Origin of the sequence: Mesorhizobium sp. B3-1-8 (genome assembly GCF_006439495.1) — a bacterium.
GTDB lineage: Bacteria > Pseudomonadota > Alphaproteobacteria > Rhizobiales > Rhizobiaceae > Mesorhizobium.
On sequence record NZ_VFTK01000003.1, the window covers coordinates 125,374 to 147,840 of the forward strand.

At 63.4% G+C, this 22,467-nt stretch carries 19 protein-coding genes; 9 read left to right on the top strand and 10 right to left on the bottom strand.

Features of this window, described 5'->3' with window-relative positions; all coding sequences use genetic code 11:
* Nucleotides 1-53 precede the first annotated feature (53 nt).
* The 9 genes from FJ424_RS04055 (at nt 54) to FJ424_RS04095 (ending at nt 10,529) form a co-directional block, all read left to right on the top strand.
* The gene (locus FJ424_RS04055) at nt 54-1,442 is read left to right on the top strand and encodes an aldehyde dehydrogenase family protein (RefSeq protein WP_140651448.1); all 1,389 of its coding nucleotides are present in this window, start codon (nt 54-56) and stop codon (nt 1,440-1,442) included.
* 18 nt (nt 1,443-1,460) lie between these two features.
* Nucleotides 1,461-2,633: an iron-containing alcohol dehydrogenase gene (locus FJ424_RS04060; protein ID WP_140651450.1), complete on the top strand. Its 1,173-nt coding sequence runs from the start codon at nt 1,461-1,463 to the stop codon at nt 2,631-2,633.
* A 245-nt stretch (nt 2,634-2,878) separates the two neighbouring features.
* A complete protein-coding gene (locus FJ424_RS04065; protein ID WP_140642344.1) occupies nt 2,879-3,985 on the top strand; it encodes an ABC transporter substrate-binding protein in 1,107 nt (368 codons plus the stop codon).
* A 187-nt stretch (nt 3,986-4,172) separates the two neighbouring features.
* Complete coding sequence (locus FJ424_RS04070) at nt 4,173-4,967, top strand: ABC transporter permease subunit (RefSeq protein ID WP_226892226.1); 795 nt, start codon at nt 4,173-4,175, stop codon at nt 4,965-4,967.
* Entirely contained in the window at nt 4,964-5,755 is a 792-nt protein-coding gene (locus FJ424_RS04075; protein ID WP_140651453.1) for an ABC transporter permease, read from the top strand. The genes FJ424_RS04070 and FJ424_RS04075 overlap by 4 nt, the downstream gene beginning before the upstream one ends.
* A gap of 15 nt (nt 5,756-5,770) precedes the next feature.
* The gene (locus FJ424_RS04080; RefSeq protein WP_140642338.1) at nt 5,771-6,835 is read left to right on the top strand and encodes an ABC transporter ATP-binding protein; all 1,065 of its coding nucleotides are present in this window, start codon (nt 5,771-5,773) and stop codon (nt 6,833-6,835) included.
* A gap of 174 nt (nt 6,836-7,009) precedes the next feature.
* Complete coding sequence (locus FJ424_RS04085) at nt 7,010-8,563, top strand: sodium:proton antiporter (RefSeq protein WP_140651455.1); 1,554 nt, start codon at nt 7,010-7,012, stop codon at nt 8,561-8,563.
* Between the two features lie 203 nt (nt 8,564-8,766).
* Nucleotides 8,767-9,687: an endonuclease/exonuclease/phosphatase family protein gene (locus FJ424_RS04090; protein WP_140651457.1), complete on the top strand. Its 921-nt coding sequence runs from the start codon at nt 8,767-8,769 to the stop codon at nt 9,685-9,687.
* A complete protein-coding gene (locus tag FJ424_RS04095; protein WP_140651458.1) occupies nt 9,684-10,529 on the top strand; it encodes an EamA family transporter in 846 nt (281 codons plus the stop codon). The genes FJ424_RS04090 and FJ424_RS04095 overlap by 4 nt, the downstream gene beginning before the upstream one ends.
* An 89-nt stretch (nt 10,530-10,618) precedes the next feature.
* On the opposite strand, the gene FJ424_RS04100 is transcribed toward FJ424_RS04095, so the two are convergent.
* From FJ424_RS04100 to FJ424_RS04155, 10 genes are all read right to left on the bottom strand, one after another.
* On the bottom strand, nt 10,619-11,866 hold the full coding sequence (locus FJ424_RS04100; RefSeq protein WP_140651460.1) for an MFS transporter: 1,248 nt from the start codon (nt 11,864-11,866) through the stop codon (nt 10,619-10,621).
* Nucleotides 11,867-11,960: 94 nt separating this feature from the next.
* On the bottom strand, nt 11,961-12,278 hold the full coding sequence (locus FJ424_RS04105) for a Dabb family protein (RefSeq protein WP_140651462.1): 318 nt from the start codon (nt 12,276-12,278) through the stop codon (nt 11,961-11,963).
* A 10-nt stretch (nt 12,279-12,288) separates the two neighbouring features.
* Nucleotides 12,289-13,917, bottom strand: a complete 1,629-nt coding sequence (locus tag FJ424_RS04110; RefSeq protein ID WP_140651464.1) for a choline dehydrogenase — start codon at nt 13,915-13,917, stop codon at nt 12,289-12,291.
* 6 nt (nt 13,918-13,923) lie between these two features.
* Complete coding sequence (locus tag FJ424_RS04115) at nt 13,924-14,685, bottom strand: 3-ketoacyl-ACP reductase (protein WP_140642322.1); 762 nt, start codon at nt 14,683-14,685, stop codon at nt 13,924-13,926.
* Between the two features lie 208 nt (nt 14,686-14,893).
* Nucleotides 14,894-16,411, bottom strand: coding sequence for a GMC family oxidoreductase (locus tag FJ424_RS04125; RefSeq protein ID WP_140651466.1), 1,518 nt, complete (start codon nt 16,409-16,411; stop codon nt 14,894-14,896).
* A gap of 61 nt (nt 16,412-16,472) precedes the next feature.
* Nucleotides 16,473-17,588, bottom strand: coding sequence for an ABC transporter ATP-binding protein (locus FJ424_RS04135; protein ID WP_140651468.1), 1,116 nt, complete (start codon nt 17,586-17,588; stop codon nt 16,473-16,475).
* A gap of 22 nt (nt 17,589-17,610) precedes the next feature.
* Nucleotides 17,611-18,555, bottom strand: coding sequence for a carbohydrate ABC transporter permease (locus FJ424_RS04140; protein ID WP_140642314.1), 945 nt, complete (start codon nt 18,553-18,555; stop codon nt 17,611-17,613).
* Entirely contained in the window at nt 18,552-19,511 is a 960-nt protein-coding gene (locus FJ424_RS04145; protein ID WP_140651469.1) for a sugar ABC transporter permease, read from the bottom strand. The genes FJ424_RS04140 and FJ424_RS04145 overlap by 4 nt, the downstream gene beginning before the upstream one ends.
* A gap of 128 nt (nt 19,512-19,639) precedes the next feature.
* Nucleotides 19,640-20,893 carry an ABC transporter substrate-binding protein gene (locus FJ424_RS04150; protein WP_140642310.1) on the bottom strand — a complete coding sequence of 418 codons (1,254 nt, stop codon included), beginning with the start codon at nt 20,891-20,893 and terminating at the stop codon, nt 19,640-19,642.
* 58 nt (nt 20,894-20,951) lie between these two features.
* Nucleotides 20,952-22,463, bottom strand: coding sequence for an aldehyde dehydrogenase family protein (locus FJ424_RS04155; protein WP_140651471.1), 1,512 nt, complete (start codon nt 22,461-22,463; stop codon nt 20,952-20,954).
* Nucleotides 22,464-22,467: the final 4 nt, after the last annotated feature.

Below are 22,467 nucleotides of genomic sequence, written 5' to 3' on the forward strand. Positions count from 1 at the left end.
AGGGGCGGCGCCAAGCCAAGTGATTTCGATTGTTGTAAAACTGCGAGGAAGAAATGACCGAAACGGTCAAACTCAAATCCCCCATCGATGGCTCGATCTATGCCGAGCGGCCGGTCGCGAGCGACCAGGCGATCAACGCGGCCGTCGAGCGCGCCAGGGCGGCGCAAGAGAAGTGGGCCGAGACGCCGGTCGTCGAGCGCGGCAAATACATGTTGGCGATGCTAGAAGCCCTGGTTGCGATGACCGACGAGATCGTGCCCGAGATCGCCTGGCAGATGGGCCGGCCGGTACGTTATGGCGGCGAGTTCGGCGGCGTCAAGGAACGCACCAACTACATGGTCGAGATCGCCGAAGCCGCGCTGAAGCCGGTGCTTGCCTCCAATCCGAAGGACGGCTTCCGCCGCTATGTCAAGAGGGTGCCGCTCGGCGTCGTGCTGGTGACCGCGCCGTGGAACTATCCCTATCTCACAGCGGTCAACACCATCGTCCCGGCGCTGATGGCCGGAAGCGCCGTCATCCTCAAGCATGCCGCGCAGACGCTGCTGGTCGGCGAACGCTTCAGCCAAGCCTTCGACAAGGCCGGCCTGCCGAAGGGACTGTTCCAGAACCTGGTCATGAACCACGCCCAGACCGAGAAGCTGCTCGGCTCGGGCAAGATCGACCATGTCAATTTCACCGGCTCCGTCGGCGGCGGCCGCGCCATCGAAAAGGCGGCCGCCGGCACTTTCATGACGCTCGGCCTCGAACTCGGCGGCAAGGACCCGGCCTATGTGCTGCCCGACGCCAAGATTGACCATGCTGTCGCCAATCTGGTCGACGGCGCCTTCTACAATTCAGGCCAGTGCTGCTGCGGCATCGAGCGCGTCTATGTGCATGAGAAGGTCTATGACGAGTTCGTCGAGGGTTTTGTCGCCGAGACCAGGAATTATGTCGTCGGCAATCCTCTGGACCAGGCGACTACGATGGGGCCGATGGCACAGGCGCGCTTCGCCGACCTGATCCGCGAGCAGAAGGCAGAGGCGCTGCGCAAGGGGGCCAAGGCGCATATCAACATGAAGGTCGAGAACGACAAGCCGGGCTCGCCCTATCTGGCGCCGGAAGTGCTGACCGAAGTCGATCACCAGATGAGCGTCATGCGCGAGGAGAGCTTCGGGCCGATCGTCGGCATCATGAAGGTGCGCAACGACGAGGAGGCGATCGCCCTGATGAACGACAGCCCCTATGGGCTGACCGCCTCGATCTGGACGCGCGACACGGGGCGCGCAATTGCCATCGGCGACCGTGTCGAAACCGGCACCGTGTTCATGAACCGCTGCGACTATCTCGACCCGGCGCTGGTCTGGACCGGCGTCAAGGACACCGGCAAGGGGGCGGCGCTTTCGGCCATCGGCTACGACAATTTGACGAGGCCGAAATCCTATCACCTGCGTGAAGCGATCTGACTTTTTGAAAGACAAGACATGTCCAAGCTCATCTCCAAATGGAACTATCCCACCACCGTTCGCTTCGGCGCCGGCCGCATCAAGGAACTGCCGGACGTACTGGCTGCGGCGGGTATCAAGCGCCCGCTCTTCGTCACCGACCCGGGCCTGGCAAAGCTTCCGGTTGTCGCCTCGACGCTGAAAATCCTCGACGACGCCAAGGTTCCCTATGGCGTGTTTTCGGAGGTGAAGCCGAACCCGGTCGAGTCCAACCTCACCGCCGGCATCGCCGTGTTCAAGAAGGGCAAGCATGACGGCGTGATCGCCTTCGGCGGCGGCTCGGCGCTCGACCTCGGCAAGCTGATCGCCTTCCAGGCCGGGCAGACCCGGCCGGTATGGGATTTCGAGGACGTCGGCGACTGGTGGACCAGAGCCAACTCGGACGCGATCGCGCCGATCATCGCCGTGCCGACCACGGCGGGAACCGGCTCCGAGGTCGGCCGCGCCGGCGTCATCACCAATGAGGCGACCCACACCAAGAAGGTCATCTTCCATCCGAAGCTTCTGCCGGCGATCGTCATTGCCGATCCGGAGCTGTCGGTCGGCATGCCGGCCTTCATCACCGCCGGCACGGGCATGGACGCGCTGGCCCATTGCCTGGAGGCCTATTGCGCGCCGGGCTATCACCCGATGGCCGACGGCATCGCGGTGGAAGGCATCCGGCTGGTGTTCGAGAACCTGCCCAAGGCTTTCGCCAACGGCAAGGATCTGGTCGCCCGCGCCCATATGATGAGCGCCGCCGCCATGGGCGCCGCCGCCTTCCAGAAGGGGCTCGGCGCCATCCATTCGCTGTCGCATCCGATCGGCGCGCTCTATGACACCCATCACGGCATGACCAATGCCGTGTTCATGCCTTATGTGCTCGCCTTCAACAGGGAGAGCATCGAGGAGCGCATCGCCCGGCTCGCCGCCTATTGCGGCATCAAGGGCGGCTTCGACGGCTTCGCCAAGGCGATCATCAAATTGCGCAAGGAATTGAAGGTGCCGCACGCGCTGCCGGGCCTGATCAAGGGCCTCGACATGGACAAGAAGCGCAAGGCACTGATCGCCGACATGGCGGTGGTCGATCCGACCGCTGGCGGCAATCCGGTCAAGCTCACCAAGAAAGCGGCGCTGACGCTGCTCGAAAATGCGATCGCCGGCTCCGTCTGAGAGCCGGCTTTCAATGCCGAAGAGTTGAATGAAGGGGCGTTCCAGAGCGGAGGGAGAGGGCAAAAGGCAAGGCGACTAACCATTAGCCGGAAAATTAAGCGCGGGCTAATTGCTACAGTCCGTTAAAAAGAGTTAACTTTTTTGGCCGCGGGGCTCGGGTTTCAAAAAGTCTTCATCTGGCTGTCACACGAAAACGATACCCGCATCGCAGGCGCTCAACAGCGCCAGTTCAACGGAGAGAACACATGTTCAAGTTCACGGGGAAAGTGCTTTCCCTCTCGGCTGCGGCGCTCTTTGCGTCGACGGTGATTTCGTCCGCGGATTCGCTGGACGATCTCGTCAAGGCCGCGAAGGCTGAAGGCCAGCTCACCACCATCGCGCTTCCGCATGACTGGTGTGGCTACGGGGCAGTGATCGACGCTTTCAAGGCTAAGTATCCGGAAATCAAGATCAACGAACTCAACCCGGACGCCGGCTCGGGCGACGAGGTCGAGGCGATCAAGGCCAATAAGGACAACAAGGGCCCGCAAGCGCCCGACGTCATCGACGTCGGTCTGTCGTTCGGCCCGACCGCCAAGGCCGACGGCCTGCTGATGCCTTACAAGGTGTCGACCTGGGACTCGATTCCGGACAGCGCCAAGGATGCCGATGGCGCCTGGTACGGCGACTATTACGGCGTGCTGTCGTTCATGGTGAACAAGGACCTGGTCAAGGAATCGCCGGCCGACTGGGCCGACCTGCTGAAGCCGGAATTCGCCAATTCGGTCGCGCTCGCCGGTGATCCGCGCGCTTCGAACCAGGCCATCCAGGCGGTCTATGCCTCCGGTCTGTCGTCGGGCGCCGCCGCTGGTGAAGCCGCCGGTACCGCTGGTCTCGACTTCTTCAAGAAGCTCAATGCCGCCGGCAACTTCGTTCCGGTCGTCGGCAAGCCGGCGACGCTGGCCCAGGGCCAGACGCCGATCCTGATCAACTGGGACTACAACGCGCTTGCCGGCCGCGACACGCTGAAGGGCAACCCGCCCGTCGACGTGATCGTGCCGAAGACCGGCGTTGTCGCCGGTGTCTATGTGCAGGCGATCAGCGCTTACGCGCCGCATCCGAATGCCGCGAAGCTGTGGATGGAATACCTCTATTCCGACGAAGGCCAGATCGGCTGGCTGAAGGGCTACTGTCACCCGATCCGTTTCAACGATCTCGCCAAGAACGGCAAGATCCCGGCGGACGTGCTGGCCAAGCTGCCGCCGGCTGAGTCCTACGCCTCGGCGGCTTTCCCGACGCTCGACGAGCAGGGCAAGGCCAAGGAAGCCATCAGCAAGAACTGGGACGCCACTGTCGGCGCCAACGTTAAGTAAGACTTGAAGTGCACCGGGCGGCCACTTGGCCGCCCGGCTTTCCCTCGAAGACGGTGCCGGGCGCATGACCGATCTATCGCTTTCAAATCAGTCAGTTGCCACCAAGCCCGTGCCGCCGAACGCGGCGACCGCTTTTCGCCTGCCGACGCAATGGATCGGTGTGGCGCCATTCTTCGTCTTCACCCTGATGTTCCTGATCATGCCGACGCTTTATCTCGTCATCGGCGCGTTTCAGACCGGGGAAGGTGGGTTCACGCTCGACAACATTCTGCAGTTGGTGAGCGATCCTTCAATCAGCAATTCCTATTGGGTCTCGATCAAGATCAGCTTCTGGTCGGCCATCGTCGGCGCATTTGCCGGACTGGCGATCGCCGTGGCCATCGTGCGCGGCGGCCTGCCCAGCTGGGTTCGCTCCGCGACGCTGACCTTCTCGGGCGTCGCCTCGAATTTTGCCGGCTTGCCGCTTGCCTTCGCGTTCATCGCCACGCTTGGCCGCGTCGGCATCGTGACGGTGCTGCTGCGCGACATATTCAATCTCAACATCTATGCGATGGGGTTCAATTTCCTGACCACGTGGGGCCTGATCGTGGTCTATCTCTTCTTCCAGATCCCGCTGATGGTGGTCATCATCGTGCCGGCGATCGACGGTTTGAAGAAGGAATGGAATGAGGCCGCCGCCACGCTTGGCGCCACCCAGTGGCAGTACTGGCGTATGGTGGTGATACCGGTGCTGTTTCCGAGCTTCCTCGGCACCGTCATCCTTCTGTTCGCCAACGCCTTCGGCGCCATCGCAACGGCCTATGCGTTCGCCGGCCCGCAGCTCAACATCGTTCCCATCAAGCTCTATTCGCAGATCAACGGCGATGTGCTGCACAACCCGCAACTCGGCTACGCGATCGCCTTCGGCATGATCGTCATCACCGGACTGGCGAATGTCTTCTACATCTGGTTCCGGACCCGTTCCGAGAGGTGGCTGAAATGAAGTCGGGCAAATTCTGGGCCTGGGTCGTCTTCGGAATCGGCACGGCCTATTTCTTCATCCCGCTGCTGGCGACGTTCGAGTTTTCGCTGCGCATGCGGCGCGGCGTCCATTCCTTCGACGCCTATCAAGTCGTGCTCGGCGATCCGCGCTTCCAGGCGACGTTCCTGTATTCGGTGGTCGCCGCGATCTTCACCATCATTCTCGGCGTGCTGATCGTGGTGCCGGCCGCCTATTGGATCCGTCTGCGTTTGCCTCAAATCAGGCCGATCGTCGAATTCATCACGCTGCTGCCGCTGGTCATTCCGGCGATCGTCATCGTGTTCGGCTATATCCGCATGTACGGCTCGAATTCGCCACTGCCGTTCCTGGCCAGCGATCTCGGCGCCAGCGCCTTGCTGGTGATCGGCTATGCGACGCTGGCGTTGCCCTATATGTACCGCGCCGTCGACACCGGTCTTCGTACCATCGATGTCAGAACGCTGACGGAAGCCGCCCAAATCCTCGGCGCCGGTTGGGCCACGATCATCACCCGGGTCATTCTTCCCAATGTACTGATCGCCGTTCTGTCGGGCGCCTTCCTGACCTTCGCCATCGTCATCGGCGAGTTCACGATAGCCAGCCTGCTGAACCGTCCGGCCTTCGGCCCCTATCTGCAGAACATCGGCGCCAACCGCGCCTACGAGCCGGCGGCACTTGCCATCATCGCCTTCGCCATTACCTGGGGCTGCATGTCGCTGATCCAAATCCTGTCCCGTTTCGCGCCGAAATCGGCGAACCGCCCGAATTGACCTGAGAGAAAAGCCATGGCCGAGCCATTCCTGTCTATCCAGCATGTGCGAAAGTCCTACGGCGCCAACACCGTGGTGCAGGATTTCAGCCTCGACGTCGAGCCCGGCGAGTTCGTCTCCTTCCTGGGGCCATCCGGCTGCGGCAAGACCACTGTGCTGCGCATGGTCGCCGGGTTCGAGGAGCCCTCGGCCGGCAAGATCGTCGTCGCCGGCAAGGACATCACCAGGCTGAAGCCCAATCAGCGCAATGTCGGCATGGTGTTCCAGGCCTACGCGCTGTTCCCGAACCTGACGGTGGCGCAAAACATCGCCTTCGGTCTGAAGGTGGCCGGCATGTCGAAGCCTGACGCGGACAAGCGCGTTGCAGAGATGCTCGACATGATCAAGCTGCCGCAGATGGCCGATCGCTATCCCTATCAGCTGTCCGGCGGCCAGCAGCAGCGTATCGCGCTCGCGCGGGCAATTGCTCCGAAACCCAAACTGCTTTTGCTCGACGAGCCGCTGTCGGCGCTCGACGCCAAGGTGCGCGTGTCGCTGCGCGAGGAAATCCGATCGATCCAGAAGAAGCTCGACATTACCACCATCTTCGTCACCCATGACCAGGAAGAGGCGCTGTCGATCTCGGACCGCATCGCGGTGATGTATGGCGGCAAAGCCGAACAGGTCGGCACGCCATTCGAGATCTACAACCGGCCGGCGACCAAGTTCGTCGCCAATTTCGTCGGCACGCTCAACGTGCTCGAAGGCAAGGTCACCGACGCTTCAACGGGCAAGGTGCAGGTCAACGCCCAGGAAGTCTCGCTCAAGGGCAAGCTCAATGGCTCGAAGTCCGGCGATACGCTGTCGCTGGCGCTGCGGCCGGAAGCGATTTCGCTGGCGCGCCAGCCCGGGCACGACACCAGCCTTTCGGGCGAGATCGCCGAAGTGCATTTCCTCGGCTCGGTCATCCGGGTGCGCGTCGGCATCGGCGGCAACACGGTGTCGCTCGACACCTTCAACAACTCGACGACACCGCCGCCGATCGTTGGCGACAAGGCGGATATTTCGTTCTCGTCGGGCGATATGCTGGTCCTGCACTGACGGCCTGGCCGTCTTGACGCCGATAAGACAGGCGAAGCCTTTGCGCCGGCCGAGGGGTAATCCATCGATCGGCCGGGGACGCGGCCTGCCGGGCACACAAGCCTTGTCGGATAAATCAACAGTATCCTGCTTCAGGGTACTGCCAAGCTTCGTGCTTCGCCGTTACGATAAGCCATGGCGCTGTTCGAACTTACTCTGATCCTGCTTCTCATCGCCGTCGCGCTGACGGCGGTATCGCGATGGCTGGAGGTACCTTACCCGTCGCTGCTGGCGCTTGCCGGGGTCGGGCTTGCCTTCGTGCCGGGCGCGCCGGTGATCGAGATCGATCCGGAACTGGCGCTTGCACTGTTCATCGCGCCGGTGCTTCTCGATGCCGCCTATGATACCTCGCTGCGCGACCTGAAGCGCTATCGCCTGTCGCTGGTGCTTTTGGCGCTCGGCGCCGTCGTCTTCACCACCGTGGTGGTTGCCTTCGTCGGCTGGAAAATGGCTGGGCTGCCGATCGCGGCGGCGATCGCGCTCGGCGCCATCGTCGCGCCACCGGATGCGGTCGCGGCAAGCGCGGTGCTCAATCAATTCAAGGTGCCGCACCGCCTCACCGCTATCCTGCAGGGCGAGAGCCTGCTCAACGATGCCACGGCGCTGCTGATCTACCGGATTTCGGTCGCGGCAGCCGTCGGCACGCTCATGCTGAAAGACGCAGTGCCCGTCATCCTGCTTGCGACGGTCGGCAGCGTTGTCGCCGGCTATCTGTTCGGCCGCTTCTCGCTGCTCACGCTGACGCGCATCGAGGACGCGGCGAGCAGTACTGTCGTGCAGTTCGCCGGAACCTTCGCCGTCTGGATCATTGCCGACAGACTCGGCCTTTCTGCCATCATCACCATCGTCGTTTATGCCATCACCATCGCGCGCACCGCGCCACGCCGCATGTCGGCCCGACGCCGCGTCAGCACCTATTCGGTCTGGGAATCGGCCGTGTTCGTACTCAATGTGCTGGCTTTCGTGCTGATGGGCTTGCAGGCCCGTTCGATTGTCGGCCGGCTTTCCGGCGACGGGCAAGGCGAAGCCTTTCTCTTCGCCGCAACGGTGCTTGCGGTCGTCATCGTGGCGCGTCTCGTCTGGGTGGCGGGCTATGTCGCGGTCATACGCTGGTTTGCCCGCCATGACAGCGAGGAAGAAAGGCGCGATGCACCGACATTTCGCGGCGCCGTGCTTGTGGGTTGGTGCGGCATGCGCGGGCTGGTGACGCTGGTAGTGGCAATTGCCTTGCCGGCCGACTTCCCCGGTCGCGATCCGATCGTGCTGGCCGCCTTCGCGGTCGTCCTCGGAACGCTCGTGCTGCAGGGCATGAGCCTCAAGCCGCTGTTGCGCCGGCTCAACTTCGAGCGGGATACCTCGATCGACCGCGAGGTGGCCGAGGCGCGGGTGGCGATCATGCAGGCCGCGCTCGATGTGCTGAGCCGCAAGACATCGGCCGCTGCCGCCGTCGTGCGCGAGCAGTACGAGGCGCAGCGGCGGGTTGCCGAAAATCCCGACGACGCACAAGCCGCGACGGAATACGACCGGTTGCGTCTTTACGCCATCAAGCGGCAGCGCGACAGGTTGGAGGAACTGCGCAGCAACGGCACGATCGGCGACGAGGCCTATCACCGGCTGGAAGAGGAGATCGACTGGTCGGAACTGGCGGCGTCGCCCGCCGGAAGCTTCCAGCCACTGACGACCTATTAGGCGCAGCGGTTCGCTGGTCTCCGTTGGACTATTCCGCCTCGCCTCGCGGCACATTGCAACGCAAGAGGCGGGGCGATAGAGCGGCTCCTCGAAGACGGCGAACCACTCTATCCCTTTGTTTTGACGCAATTCCGGACGGAAAACCGCTCACACTTTTCCTGGAATTGCGCTACTGCGATCACGAGAAGTGAGCCGGTTAATCAATGAAGCTGATCAGCTACAACATCCAGTACGGCTACGGCAGCGATGGGCGCTACGACCTCAGCCGCTGCGCCAGGCTGGTGAACGGCGCCGACATCATCGCGCTGCAGGAGGTCGAGCGGCACTGGCAGCGCAGCAATGAGGACGACCAGCCCGAGATCCTGTCCAGCCTGCTGCCCGACTATTACTGGGCCTACGGCCCGGCCTTCGATATGGACGCCAGCGAGAGGCGCGACGGCCGCGTCGTCAACCGCCGGCGGCAGTTCGGCACGATGGTGCTGTCGAAGCTGCCGATTGTCTGGTCGCGCCTGCACACGCTGCCGCTACGGCGCACGCTGAGGCCGCTCAACACCCGCAACGCGGCGCTGGAATGCATGATCCGCACGCCGGCGGGACCGGTGCGGGTGCTTTCCTTGCATCTGGCGCATATCGCGGCGGAGGAGCGGCTGGAGCAGATCGACTATCTCAATGCCGAGCATCGCCGCGCGCCGTCCGACGGCGGCCCTTGGAGCGGCGTCGACGACGAGCCGCAGCGCAACTGGACGAACGGCCAGACGGAACCGGAGAATCCATTGGCGGCGATCTGGCTGGGCGACTTCAACATGGAGCCGGGCAGCGCCGAATACCGGCGTATTGCCGGTAGCACGCCCTACCATCGAGGCGCCGCTTACATCGACGGATTCGTCGATGCCGTAGCGGTCGCCGGCGAGTCCGGGCCGGACTTCCATACGCACGAAAAGATCATCGATGGCAGGCTGGCGAAACGACGGCTCGACCATTGTTTCGTCGGCGGCGGGTTGGCCGATCGTGTGCGTTCGGTAACCGCCGATATCGGCGAGGTGGCTTCCGACCATTTTCCGCTCAGGGTCGATATCGATCTCGAAACGCCTTTCGGCTCGACAAGGTCGATGAAACCGACATGACGCTGTTCGTCTTCCTGGCGGTGCTCTCGGCGGCGGCCATGCACGCGATCTGGAACGCGCTGGTCAAGGTGCATCTCGACCGCTTCCTGTCGATCACGCTAATGACGCTCGGCATGGGATTTGCGGCGCTGTTCGCGCTGCCTTTCGTCGAGTTTCCGAGGGCCGAAGTGTGGCCCTATATCATCGCCTCGGTGATCTTCCACATGGGCTATCGCACCTTTCTGGTCAGCGCCTACAAGGCGGGCGATTTCGCCCAGACCTATCCGCTGGCGCGCGGCACCGCGCCGCTGCTCTCGGCGCTCGGCGGCATCTTCGTGGTCGGTGAGGTTCCGGCGCCGTTCGCCATCGTCGGCATCGTGCTTCTGTCGGTAGGCACGCTGGTCATGTCGTTCCGGGGCGGGGCGCATCTGGAGAAGCTCAATCTGCGCGCGGTCGGCTTCGCGCTCGGCACATCGATCTTCATCGCCAGCTACACGCTCTCCGACGGCAGCGGTGCGCGGCTCGCGGCAACCGCGCAAAGCTATGCGGCCTGGCTGTTCGTCTGCGATGCGGCGTGGGCGCTCGTGCTGTGCATTGCCGTCCGCGGACCGCAGTCGCTTCCGGTGCTGGCACGCGACTGGAAAGCCGGCCTGTTCACCGGCGTGCTCAGCGGCGCGGCCTACTGGATCGTGATGTGGGCTATGACCAAGGCGCCGATCGCCTCGGTCGCGTCGCTGCGCGAGACCTCGATCCTGTTCGCCATGCTGATCTCGGTGCTGGCGCTGGGTGAAAAGATGACGGCCTGGCGCGCAGCCGCGGCGCTCGGCATCGTTGCCGGAGTCGCGGCGCTCAGGCTCGGATAGAGGGCGCCGTCTCGCGGAAACGGCGCCCTCTATCTCTTCGTTTTTAGAATTGCGGACGGGCTGCGGCGAAGTCGCCGAGCCTGACCGTTTCACACTTTTTCCGGAATTGCTCCAACCTCATGGTCCAACACGGTCATCACCTGGCCGCGCTTCTCAGGGCTGAAGCGGATGACGATGATGATGCAGACCGCGACCACACCGGCGAAGAGCGCCAGCGCGTAGCCATAGCTGCTGCCAGGCGCCTCGGCGATGCCCGCCTGATACGGGCCGGCATAGGATGCCGCCAGATTGCCGGCCTGGTAGATGAAGCCGGGCAAGGTCGCGCGCACGGCGCCTGGCGAGAGCTCGTTGAGATGCACCGGGATGACTCCCCAGGCGCCCTGAACCGCCACCTGCATGACGAAGGCTCCGACGGCCAGCATGAAGGGTGTCGTCGAATAGGCCCATAGAGGCAGTGCCGGCAACGCGATCAGGCAAGCGAGCGTAATGGCATTGATGCGGCCGATCTTCTCGGACAGCGCGCCGAAGGCCAGTCCGCCGACGATGGCGCCGATGTTGGCGACGATGGTGATCCAACTCACCGTATGCGGATCGAAGCCATGCTGCTTCTTGAGGAAGGTTGGATAGAGATCCTGCGTGCCGTGGCTGAAGAAGTTGAAGAACATCATCAGCACCACGGCATAGAGCGCGATGCCCCAGTGCTTCCGCAGCGTTTCGAGCATTCCTGGCTTCACGTGCTGGCGGGCTTCGACGAAGGCTGGCGATTCCGGCACATGCGAGCGGATGAAGAGCACGATCAGCGCCGGTATGAAGCTCAGGAGGAACATGGCGCGCCAGCCGAAGGTGAAGTCGCCGATCTTCTGGCCGTAGAGCAGCCCGTAGACCACCGCGGCCAGCAGGTAGCCGGCCGGATAACCGCATTGCAGGATGCCCGAGACCATGCCGCGCGCGCTTGGCGGAATGGACTCCATGGCAAGTGAGCTACCGAGGCCCCATTCGCCGCCCATGGCGATGCCGAACAGGGCGCGCAGCGCCAGGAATATGCCGAGATTGGGCGAGAAGGCGGCCAAAGCGCCGATCACCGAATAGCTGACGATGTTGAGCATCAGAATGGGCTTGCGGCCGTATCTGTCGGCAAGCATGCCGAAGAAGAACGCGCCGATGAAACGCGTCGCCAAGGTCAGGAACAGCGCTTTGGAGACCGCCGGCACGTCGGTCTGGAATTCCGTTGCAATATCGGTGAGCAGGAAAGTCAGAAGGAAGAAATCAAAAGCGTCGAGCGTCCAGCCGAGGAACGACGCGAGTACGGTTTTCTTCTGCTCGGTGGTAAGGTTCAAGGCGGTCCTCCTTTTGCATCCCCCGAAAGCAACGATATGTTCCAGGGCGGGTAAAAGAGAACCGGACAGCTGCCGGTTTTAAGCCGGCGAGCGGTCACATTTGCGTCACCTCGAGATCGATGACCATCAGCCCCTCGGTGCCGCCTTCGAGGGCGGCGACCAGACGGGCGCCGGCGCGCTGATGCGCTTCGTGCACCAGATAGGCGTCACGCGCGGCGGCATTTTTAAAGTCGATGGTGAAGCCGTGGCCGAAGCCGCGCCCGAACGGCTCCGGGCTGACATTGGCGCTGAACTCCACCTTGCTCATGCCTTCGATGACGGCGCGCAAGGCTTCGAGATCGGCATGGATCGCCGCCCGCTCGGTTTCAGGAACGTCGTTGCGAAAGCGGACAAAGACGCAGTGACGGATCATTATCGGTGCCTCACGCCGCCTGGTTGCCCTTGAACACGGCCGGCGGCAGCGGCTCGCGGCCGAGAATGAGGTCGGCACCTTTTTCACCGACCATGATCGTCGGCGCATTGGTGTTGGAGGACGGCACGCGCGGCATCACCGACGCATCGCAGATCCGGAGACCTTCGATGCCGCGCAGCCTCAGGTCCGGCGTCACCACGGCCATCGCATCATGGCCCATTCGGCAGGTGCCGACGGGGTGATGATCGGTCTTGGAGGTGCGATAGGCATAGTCGGTGAGGTCGGCATCGCTCTCTAGGTTTGGCCCGGGCAGCACCTCGCGAAGTACGTAGGGGGCAAGCGCCTTCTGCCGCATGATCTCGCGCGCCAATCTAAGGCCCTTGATCGACATGTCGCGATCATAGGGATCGGACCAGTAGTTCGGATCGATGAGCGGATGATCGGCCGGGTCGGCGCTCTTCAGCCGCACCGTGCCGCGCGAGCGCGGACGCAGGAAGGCCGAGTTCAGCGTCACGCCAGGGTTCTTCAGTTTTTCCACGCCGGCCTCGATGCCGGAGCCGAGGCCCAAATGGAACTGGATGTCGGGGGAGGCGGCCGTCGGGTCGGCGTACCAGAAGCCGCCGGTCTCGAACAGGCTCGAGGCGACCGGCCCCTTCTTGAGCAGCAGGTACTGCAGACCGGCCCATAGGGTGCGGTGCAGCTTGGCGTAATTGTCGTAGGTGTGGTCGCCGGTGCATTCGGCGATCACGAACAGGTCGAGATGGTCCTGCATGTTGGAGCCGACGCCGGGCAGGTCGTGAACGGGCCTGACGCCGACCGATTTCAAATGGTCGGCCGGGCCGATGCCCGACTGCATCAGGAGCTTGGGCGAGCCGATGGCGCCGGAGGAAACGATCACCTCGCGTTCGGCGCGCAGGATCGTCTTTTCGCCGCCAGGTCTGTCGACCACCTCGACACCGATGGCGCGGCCCTTCTCGACGACGACGCGGGTGACCAGCACATCGGTCCTGACCGTCAGGTTCTTGCGGGCGCCGATCGGCTTCAGATAGGCGACGGAGGCGGATGAGCGCCGCGCATTCTTTTGGGTCAGCTGATAGTAGCCGACGCCCTCCTGGCTGGCGCCGTTGAAATCCGGGTTGAAGGGTATGCCCATTTCCTGGCCCGCGCGGAAATAGGCCTCGCAGATCGGCAGCGGCGAGATCGGGTTGGAGACGCCGAGCGGTCCTTGGTCGCCGTGAAAATCGTTGGCAAAACGTTGGTTGTTTTCGGCGCGCTTGAAATAGGGCAGCACGTCGCGATAGCCCCAGCCGGCGAGGCCTTCCTCCTTCTCCCAGGCGTCGTAGTCGCGAGCATTGCCGCGCGTGTAGATCTGCGCGTTGATCGACGAGCCGCCGCCGACGACCTTGGCTTGCGTGTACCAGAAGACGCGGTCCTTCATGTGCTTCTGCGGTACGGTCGACCAGCCCCAGGAGGCGATGCCCTTGGTCATCTTGGCGAAGCCCGCCGGCATGTGGATATAGGGATGCCAATCCTTGCCGCCGGCCTCGAGCAGCAGGACGGAATTCGACGGATCCTCGCTCAGCCGGTTGGCGAGAACGCAGCCGGCCGGACCGGCGCCAACAATGATGTAATCAGCCATTGTTCCTCACAAGCGTGGCACGGAGAGCGCGCCGTCGACATCGATGACCGATCCGGTCGAAAAGCCGAACTTTCCGGAGGCAAGCGCGGCCACGACGGCCCCGATATCGGCGCCTTCGCCCCAGCGTTTTGCCGGCACCAGGCCGCTTTCGATCAACGCGTCATATTTGGTGGAAACGCCCGCCGTCATATCGGTGCGGATGATGCCCGGCCGCACCTCGAACACGCCGATATTTTCGGATGCGAGCCGCAGCGCCAGGTTCTTCACCCACATCGAAAGCCCGGCCTTGGAGATGCAGTAATCGGCGCGTTCCGGCGAAGCCATGGCGGCGCTGACCGAAGTGATGGTGATGATCGACCTAACTGAACCGGCAGGCGCCGCAAGCATAGCCTTGGCGACGGCCTGGCTGAGGAACACGGTGCCGCGCAGGTTGATGTTTAAGGCGCGGTCGAAATTCTCCGGCTTCAGCTCCAGCAGATCGCCGCGCAGCACGGCGCCGACGCCGGCATTGTTGACCAGGCAGTCGATGCGGCCGAAGGTTTTGGTTGCGGCTTCGATCAGCCTCGAATGACCAGCGATGTCGGCAATGTCACATTGGGCATAGGCGAATTTCGCGCCGCGCGCGGCGATGTTCTCGGCAAGGCCCTTGGCGGGCTTCTCGGCAAGGTCGGCGACAAGGACGTCGAATCCGGCATCCGCCAGCGCTTCGGCGCAAGCGAGGCCGATGCCGCGCGCGCCGCCGGTGATAATGGCCGCGGGGCGGGTCATTGGAGACTAGCCTCGTGGACGCAGGCGCTGCCCCTCATCGCCCTGCCGGGCACTTCTCCCCGTATAGTGACGGGGAGAAGGATGCTGTCGCCGGCGCTTTCGTCAATCGCCAGCGCTGCAGAATGAGTGCCGGCGTTGCGGCTAGCCCTCTTCTTCCCGTTTACGGGAAGAAGGTGCCGGCAGGCGGATGAGGGGCGGCGCCGACCGATCATGAAGAAAGCTCCGTCCTGCGGATGTGGTCGGCCACGCGCAGCGCCTGCGCCGCGATCGACAGCGCCGGGTTGACGGCGGCCGATGTCGGCAGGAAGCCGCCATCGACGACGTAGAGGTTCTGGTGGTCCCAGGCGCGGCAGAGCGGATCGAGCGGCGAGGTGGCCGGATCGTCGCCCATCTTCACCGTGCCGCACTGATGCGAGGGCGTGCGCTTGTCGAAGGGGCGCGACAGCACGAGTGGATAGCCGCAGGCGCGAAGGTTCTCGCGCATAACCTTGGTCAGGCCTTCCAGCGACTGCATGTTGGAGCGCCGCCACTGCATGACGATCTCCTTGCCGTCGACCATGATGCGGCTTTCCGGATCGGGAAGGTCCTCGCACATCAGGTACCAGTCGACGGCATGGCCGGCCATGTAGTCGAGCGCGAATTTCGGCATCGTCCTCACATTGGCCTTGAGCATGTTGCCGTCGATCTTGCCGAGCAGTTGCACGTTGCCGAGCGGCTTTCCGCCCTTGCCGTCGGACAGATAGTAGTCGTTGAGCATCAGCGTCTTTTGGTAGACGCTATCGTTGCGGCGGCGCGGATCGATCGCCAGCATCGCGCTCGAATTGTGGTTCATGAAATTGCGCCCGACCTGATCGGAGCTGTTGGCGAGGCCCTTGCCCCCTTTCTTGCTGGTATTGGGCGACGGCGAGCGCAGCAGGATGGCGGCCGAGTTGATCGCGCCCGCCGACAGGATGACGAGCTTCGGCGACAGCGCGTTTTGCGCACCGTTCTGGGTATAGTGGATGGCAGCGATCGACTTGCCGTCCGGCGCGGTTTCGAGCCAGTCGACATAGGCGCCGGTTTCGAGCCGGATGTTCGGATCCTTCAGCGCTTCGGTCAGCGGACCGGTCTGCGCGTCGATCTTGCCCTGGCCGGTGTTGGGAAATGCGTCCCAGCCCGTCTTGCCGTCTTTCAGCCAGGCCTCGATGTCGACGCCGAGCGGCAGCGATGCCGGATGCAGTCCGAGGCTCTTCAACTCGGCGCGGGCGCGCGCAATCGGCGGCTCGTCCGGCACCGGCTTGAAGGCGTAGGGGATCGAATGGAACGGCTCGGTCGGGTCCTCGCCGAGTGAGCCGCGCACGCGAAAAAGCTGCTCGGCCTTGGAGTACCAGGGCTCGAATTCATCGTAGGAAAACGGCCAGGCCGGCGAGACGCCGCCGAAATGCTCGAGCTCGGCAAAATCCTCCTTGCGGTAGCGGATCAGGACCGCGCCGAAGAACTTCGAATTGCCGCCGACATAGTAGTAGTTGCCGGGGTTGAAAGCAGCACCGCCGGCTTCGCGCCACATCTCCTTCGGGCGGTAGTGCTCGTCGACGAAGATGGAACGCGTCGAGCGCGCATGCGGCGTCGCGGGCAGCGGTTCGCCGCGCTCAAGGATCAGGATCGAGGCGCCGCTGCCGGCCAAGCCGGAGGCGATCGTGGCGCCGCCGATGCCGGAGCCGATGATGACGATATCCGGATTTTTCATAGATCTTTGTTTTGCTGCATGTCGTTGCCCCAAAACCGGACCCACTTTTGGGCGACAGGCATCAGAGGATGCGCTTCTCGGTCGCGGGGTCGAAGAACACCGCCTTGCTGAGGTTGAAGGCTAAAGGCGTGCTGGTGCCGGGCTGGATCCTGGCATCGGCCCGCAGCCGCGCCACGACGCCCTTGCCGCCCAGATTGGTGACGGCGAACGTATCCGAACCCGCCGGCTCCACCACTTCGATGTGGCAGTCGGCGGTGGCAATGTTCGAACCGTTCCGCTCGGCCCCCTCAGGGTCGGTCAGCGCTTCGGGACGCACGCCGAAGATCACCTGCTTGTCCTTGAACGCCGACAGGCCCGCAGGCGCGGCGGGCATGGGCAGCACGATCGGCTGGCGCGCCTCGCGGTCCAGCACCACCGACAGCCCGCTGCCATTGCCGTCGATCTTGGCCGGGATCAGGTTCATCGCCGGCGAGCCCATGAAGTCGGCGACGAAGATGTTGGTCGGGTTGTTGTAGATCTCGGCCGGCGTGCCGAATTGCTGCACCTCGCCGTCGCGCATGACGGCGATCTTGGTCGCCAACGTCATCGCCTCGATCTGGTCGTGCGTGACGTAGACGATGGTCGTGCCGGTCGTGGCGTGCAGGCGCTTGATCTCGATACGCATGTCGACGCGCAGCTTGGCGTCGAGATTGGAGAGCGGCTCGTCGAACAGGAAGAGTTTCGGGTCGCGCACCAGCGCCCGGCCCATGGCGACGCGCTGGCGCTGGCCACCGGAAAGCTGGCTGGGCTTGCGGTTGAGCAGGTGGCCGATCTGCAGAACCTTGGCCACCTTGTCGATCGCAGCCTGGCGCTCCGTCACCGGCACGCCGCGCATCTCCATGCCGAAGGCGATGTTGCCGGCCACCGTCATGTTCGGATAGAGCGCGTAGCTCTGGAACACCATGGCGATGTCGCGCTTCGAGGGATGCAGGTCGTTGATGGCGCGGCCGTCGACGCGGATCTCACCCTCGGTGATCTGCTCCAGGCCGGCGATGGTGTTGAGCAGCGTGGACTTGCCGCAGCCGGACGGGCCGACCAGCACGAGGAAGCCGCCCTTTTCGAGCTCGACATCGATGCCCTTCAGGATCTCGACATTCCCGAAGCGCTTCTTCAGCCCATCAATTTCAAGAAAAGCCATGATCGTTCCTTCAGAAATAGGGTCAGCCCTTGACCGCGCCCGCCATCAGCCCGCGCACGAAATAGCGGCCGGCGACGACATAGACGATCAGGGTGGGGAGCGCGGCAATCATCGCCGCCGCCATGTTGACGTTGTATTCGACGACGCCGGTCGAAGTGTTGACGACATTGTTCAGCGCCACCGTCATCGGCATCACGTCGCCGGACCCGGCATAGGCGGAGGCGAACAGGAAGTCATTCCAGATGTTGGTGAACTGGTAGATCACCGTCACAACGATGATCGGCAGCGAATTGGGCAGCATGATGCGTCGAAATATCTGGAAGAAGGAGGCGCCGTCGACCTGTGCCGCCTTGATCAACTCGGTTGGGAAGGCCTCGTAATAGTTGCGGAAGAAGAGCGTGGTGAAGCCGAGGCCGTAGACCACGTGGACGAAGACGAGATTGACGGTCGAATTGCCGAGGCCGAAATTAAAGCCGGTGGCATTCTGCAGGGTGACACCGAAGCGGCCAAGGCTGCCCAGAATCGTTGCCATCGGCAACAGCACCGACTGGAATGGAATGAAGCAGGCAAACAGCATCATGGCGAAGACCAGGGTGTGGCCGCGGAAGCGCCATTTGGTCAGCACATAACCGTTGAGTGCGCCAAGCAGCGTCGAGATCAGCACCGCCGGCACCACCATCTTGATGGAGTTCCAGAAGTAGCCCTTCATGCCGACGCAAGTCAGGCCCGAGCAAACTTCGCTCCATGCCTTTATCCATGGCGCGAAGGTCGGCGCATGCGGCAGCGACAGCATGTTGCCGTTCTGGATCTCGTCCATGGTCTTGAACGAGGTGACCAGCATGACGAAGAGCGGCATCAAATAGAAGATCGCGAACAGCGCGAGCAACCCGTAGATCACGATGCGGTTGAACGTTCTGGCACGGACGCCGCTTGTGGCCTGGCGGGCGGGTGAAGTGACGGCGCTCATCGCGACTTCTCCCTGAGCTCGGAGTAGAGGTACGGAACGATGATGGCCGTGATGGTCATCAGCATGATCACCGCGCTTGCCGAGCCGACCGCCATTTCGTTGCGCTTGAAGGTGAACTCATACATGAAGTTGGAGGGCAGCCAGGCCGAGCCGCCGGGGCCGCCGCTGGTCAGCGCCACCACCAAGTCATAGGACTTGATGGCGAGGTGCGCGAGCACGATGAAGGCCGACAGGAAGACGGGCCGCAGCAGCGGAATGACGATGCGGCGGTAGAGCTGGAAGGTGGATGCGCCGTCGATCTGCGCCGCCTTCATGATCTCGCCATCGATGCCGCGAAGCCCGGCCAGGAACATCGCCATGACGAAGCCGGAAGCCTGCCAGACGCCGGCGATCACCACCGTGTAGATGACGAAATCCTTGTTCTTGATCCAGTCGAAGTGGAAGCTCGTCCAGCCCCATTGATGCAGCGTCTGCTCCAGCCCGAGGCCGGGGTCGAGGAACCACTTCCAGGCGACGCCGGTGACGATGAAGGAGAGCGCCATCGGGTAGAGGTAGATCGGCCTCAAGACACCTTCGCCGCGGATCTTCTGGTCGAGCAGAATGGCCAGGAACAGGCCGAGCGTCAGGCAGATTCCGATATAAAGGAAGCCGAAGATGCCCATATTGGTGATCGAGGTGTACCAGCTCGACGGCGGGTCGCTCTCGAAGGTCCAGCGCCATAGCCGCTGATAGGCGCGGGGGCCGGTGATGGCATAGGACGGGAAGGTCTTGGAATTGGTGAAGGACAGATAGATCGTCCACAGGATGAAGCCGTAGACGAAGACGATCGTCGCCGCGAAGCTTGGCGCCAACACGATCTTCGGCAGCAGGTCCTGCAGCCGCGAACGGACCGACGCGCCAGGGCGGGCGTCGTGCTCCGGTGTCAGCTTGATCTGGGTTTCGGCAACTGTGCTCATCCGCTTGTCCAGTACCGGTTTGTCACGGGACCGACCGGCGCGAACCGCGCCAGCCCGAGCAATCCCGGACCTTGCTTCGGTAGGAGACCTCCCCCGCCAGGGCAGGGGAGGCTCAGTTCAAGGCGCGCTTACTTTGCGTCGTCGATCGCCTTGACCAGCTCGGTCACGGCTTCGTCGGAGGTCTTGATCTGACCATGGACGAACTTCGACACGACATCCTTGTAGGCGTTGGCGACGGCCGGCGGGGCGCCGTAGCCCTGCGCCAGCGAGCCGAACAACGTGCCGCCTTCATTGGCCTTCTTCAGGTCGGCGATGCCCTTCTTGCCGCAAGCATCGAAGTCGGTGTCCGGCACGTCGGTGCGGGCCGGGACAGAACCCTTCACCACGTTGAAGGCCGACTGGAAGCTCTTCGACAGGGTGGCAGTGGCCAGAGCGACCTGGGCGGCCTTGCGGTCGTCCGGAACGTTGAACATGCCGAACATGTCGGAGTTGTAGATCACCGAGCCGTCGGTGCCGGGGAAGCGATAGCAGAGGAAGTCGGTGCCCGGGGTCTTGTTGGCGGCGTGGAACTCGCCCTTGGCCCAGTCGCCCATGACCTGAACCAGCGCGTCGCCCTTGATGACCATGGCGGTGGCGAGGTTCCAGTCGCGGCCCGAGAAGTTCGGGTCGACATAGGTGACCAGCTTGGCGAGGTTGTCGAACGACTTCTTCATCGTGTCGGACTTGAGCGACTCTTCATCGAGGTCGTTCATCGCCTTCTTGTAGAACTCCGGACCGCCGGTCGACAGCACGACGGAGTCGAACATGGTGGCTTCCTGCCAGTTCTGGCCGCCGAGTGCCAGCGGGGTGACGCCGGCCGCCTTGGCCTTGTCGAGCAGGGCCACGAAGTCGTCGAATGTCTTCGGCTCGGTGCCGCCGATCTTGTCCATCACCGCCTTGTTGATCCACAGCCAGTTGACCGAGTGGACGTTGACCGGAGCCGCGACCCACTTGCCGTCATAGACGGAGAACTTCTGCAGGGCGGCCGGAACCGACTTGTCCCAGCCTTCCTTCTTGGCGGTCTCGGTCAGGTCGCCCATGACGCCGGCGGCGGCGTAGTCGAGCACGGTGTAGCCGAGCATCTGCGATGCGGTCGGATAGTTGCCGGCCGCGACCATCGCCTTCAGCGCGGTCATGGCGGCGTCGCCGCCGCCGCCGGCCACCGGCACGTCCTTCCAGGCATAGCCTTCCTTGGCCAGATCCTGCTTCAGCACGTTCAGAGCAGCCGCTTCGCCGCCCGACGTCCACCAATGCAGCATCTGCACTTCCTTGACGTCCGCGGCATGCGCCGAGAACGCAAAGCTCGTCGCAAGAGCCGTTCCGATAAGCAGTTTGCGCAACATGTACTACCTCCCTTGTTGCATACACATAACCGGCGGGTGTCCGCCGGGGTCTCCCAACTCAGCCGACCCACCACCCGGTGCGCTGGCCGCGATGAAACTGGATGGTCTTTTCCTCGGTATAGTCCTCGACTGCGCGCTTGCCGAGTTCGCGTCCCAGACCGGACTGCTTGTAGCCGCCGAAGGGCAGTTCGGGATAACCTTCCATGAACGTATTCACCCAAACCGTCCCCGAACGCACACCGCGCGCCACCGACATGCACGTGTCGACGCCGGCGCTCCACACCCCTGCAGACAAACCATAGGGCGTGTTGTTGGCAATGTGCAATGCCTTTTCAATCGTTTCAAAAGTGAGCACGGACAGCACCGGTCCGAATACTTCCTCGCGCGCGATCGCCATATCCTCTGTAACGTTACGGATGATGGTCGGGTCGAGATATTGGCCGGCATTGGATGCAAGCCGGGCGCCGCCGGTGAAAACGTTGCCGCCGTCGGTTTTCGCCGCCGTTACATAGCCGGCTACCTTTTCCACATGATCGGTCGAGATCATCGCGCCGACCTTGGTGCGGTCGTCGAGCGGATCGCCGACGCGGACCTTCTGGGACAGCGCCTTGACCGCGTTGAGGAAGTCGTCGGCAATCGCCTCATGCACGATCAGGCGGCTGCCGGCATTGCAGCATTCGCCGGCGTTGAAGAAGCCGCCGAACACCGCGGCATCCGCTGCTGCCTCGAGGTCGGCGTCGGGGAAGACGATCTGGCCGTTCTTGCCGCCGAGCTCCATCGAGACCTTCTTCAAGGAATCGGAAGCGGCCGCCATGGTCATCTTGCCGACACGGGTCGAGCCGGTGAAGGACACCATCTCGACGAGCGGATGGCTGACCATCGGCGCGCCGACATCGGCGCCGAAGCCGGCAAGGATGTTGACGACGCCTGCAGGAAGCCCTGCCTCGAGCAGGATGTCGCCGAGCACGAAGGTCGAGGCGGACGTCATCTCGCTCGGCTTCACCACCGCCGAGCAGCCGGCGGCGAGCGCGAAGGGCAGCTTCTGGCTGACGATCAGGAAGGGGAAATTCCACGGCGTGATGATCGAGACGACGCCGATCGGCTCGCGCAGCACGACGCCCAGCATATCGTCGCCGAGATTGGCGTAGCTTTCGCCATGCAGCGTGCGGGCGAGCGAGGCGGCATAGCGCCAGATGTCGATCGCGCCGCCGATCTCGCCGCGCGCCTGGGCGATCGGCTTGCCGGATTCCAGCGCATCGAGGCGGGCGATCTCTTCCAGCCGAGTCTCGATCAGGTCGGCCGTCTTCAGCAGAACCGCCGCGCGTTCCGATGCTTTCATGCGTGGCCACGGGCCGGTTTCGAAAGCCTTGTGCGCCGCCTGAACCGCAGCCTCGACGTCCGCTGCGCCTGCTTGCGCATAGCGGGACACGACAAAGCCATGGCCGGGGCTGGCGCGCTCGATCGCGCGGCCATCGCGCGCTTCGATATGCTTGCCGTCGATGAGGAGCTTGTAGGTCTTGGGCGCCTGGGACGCCTCGGCCGGCATGGCAATGTTGAGCGGTGCGTTCATCGTC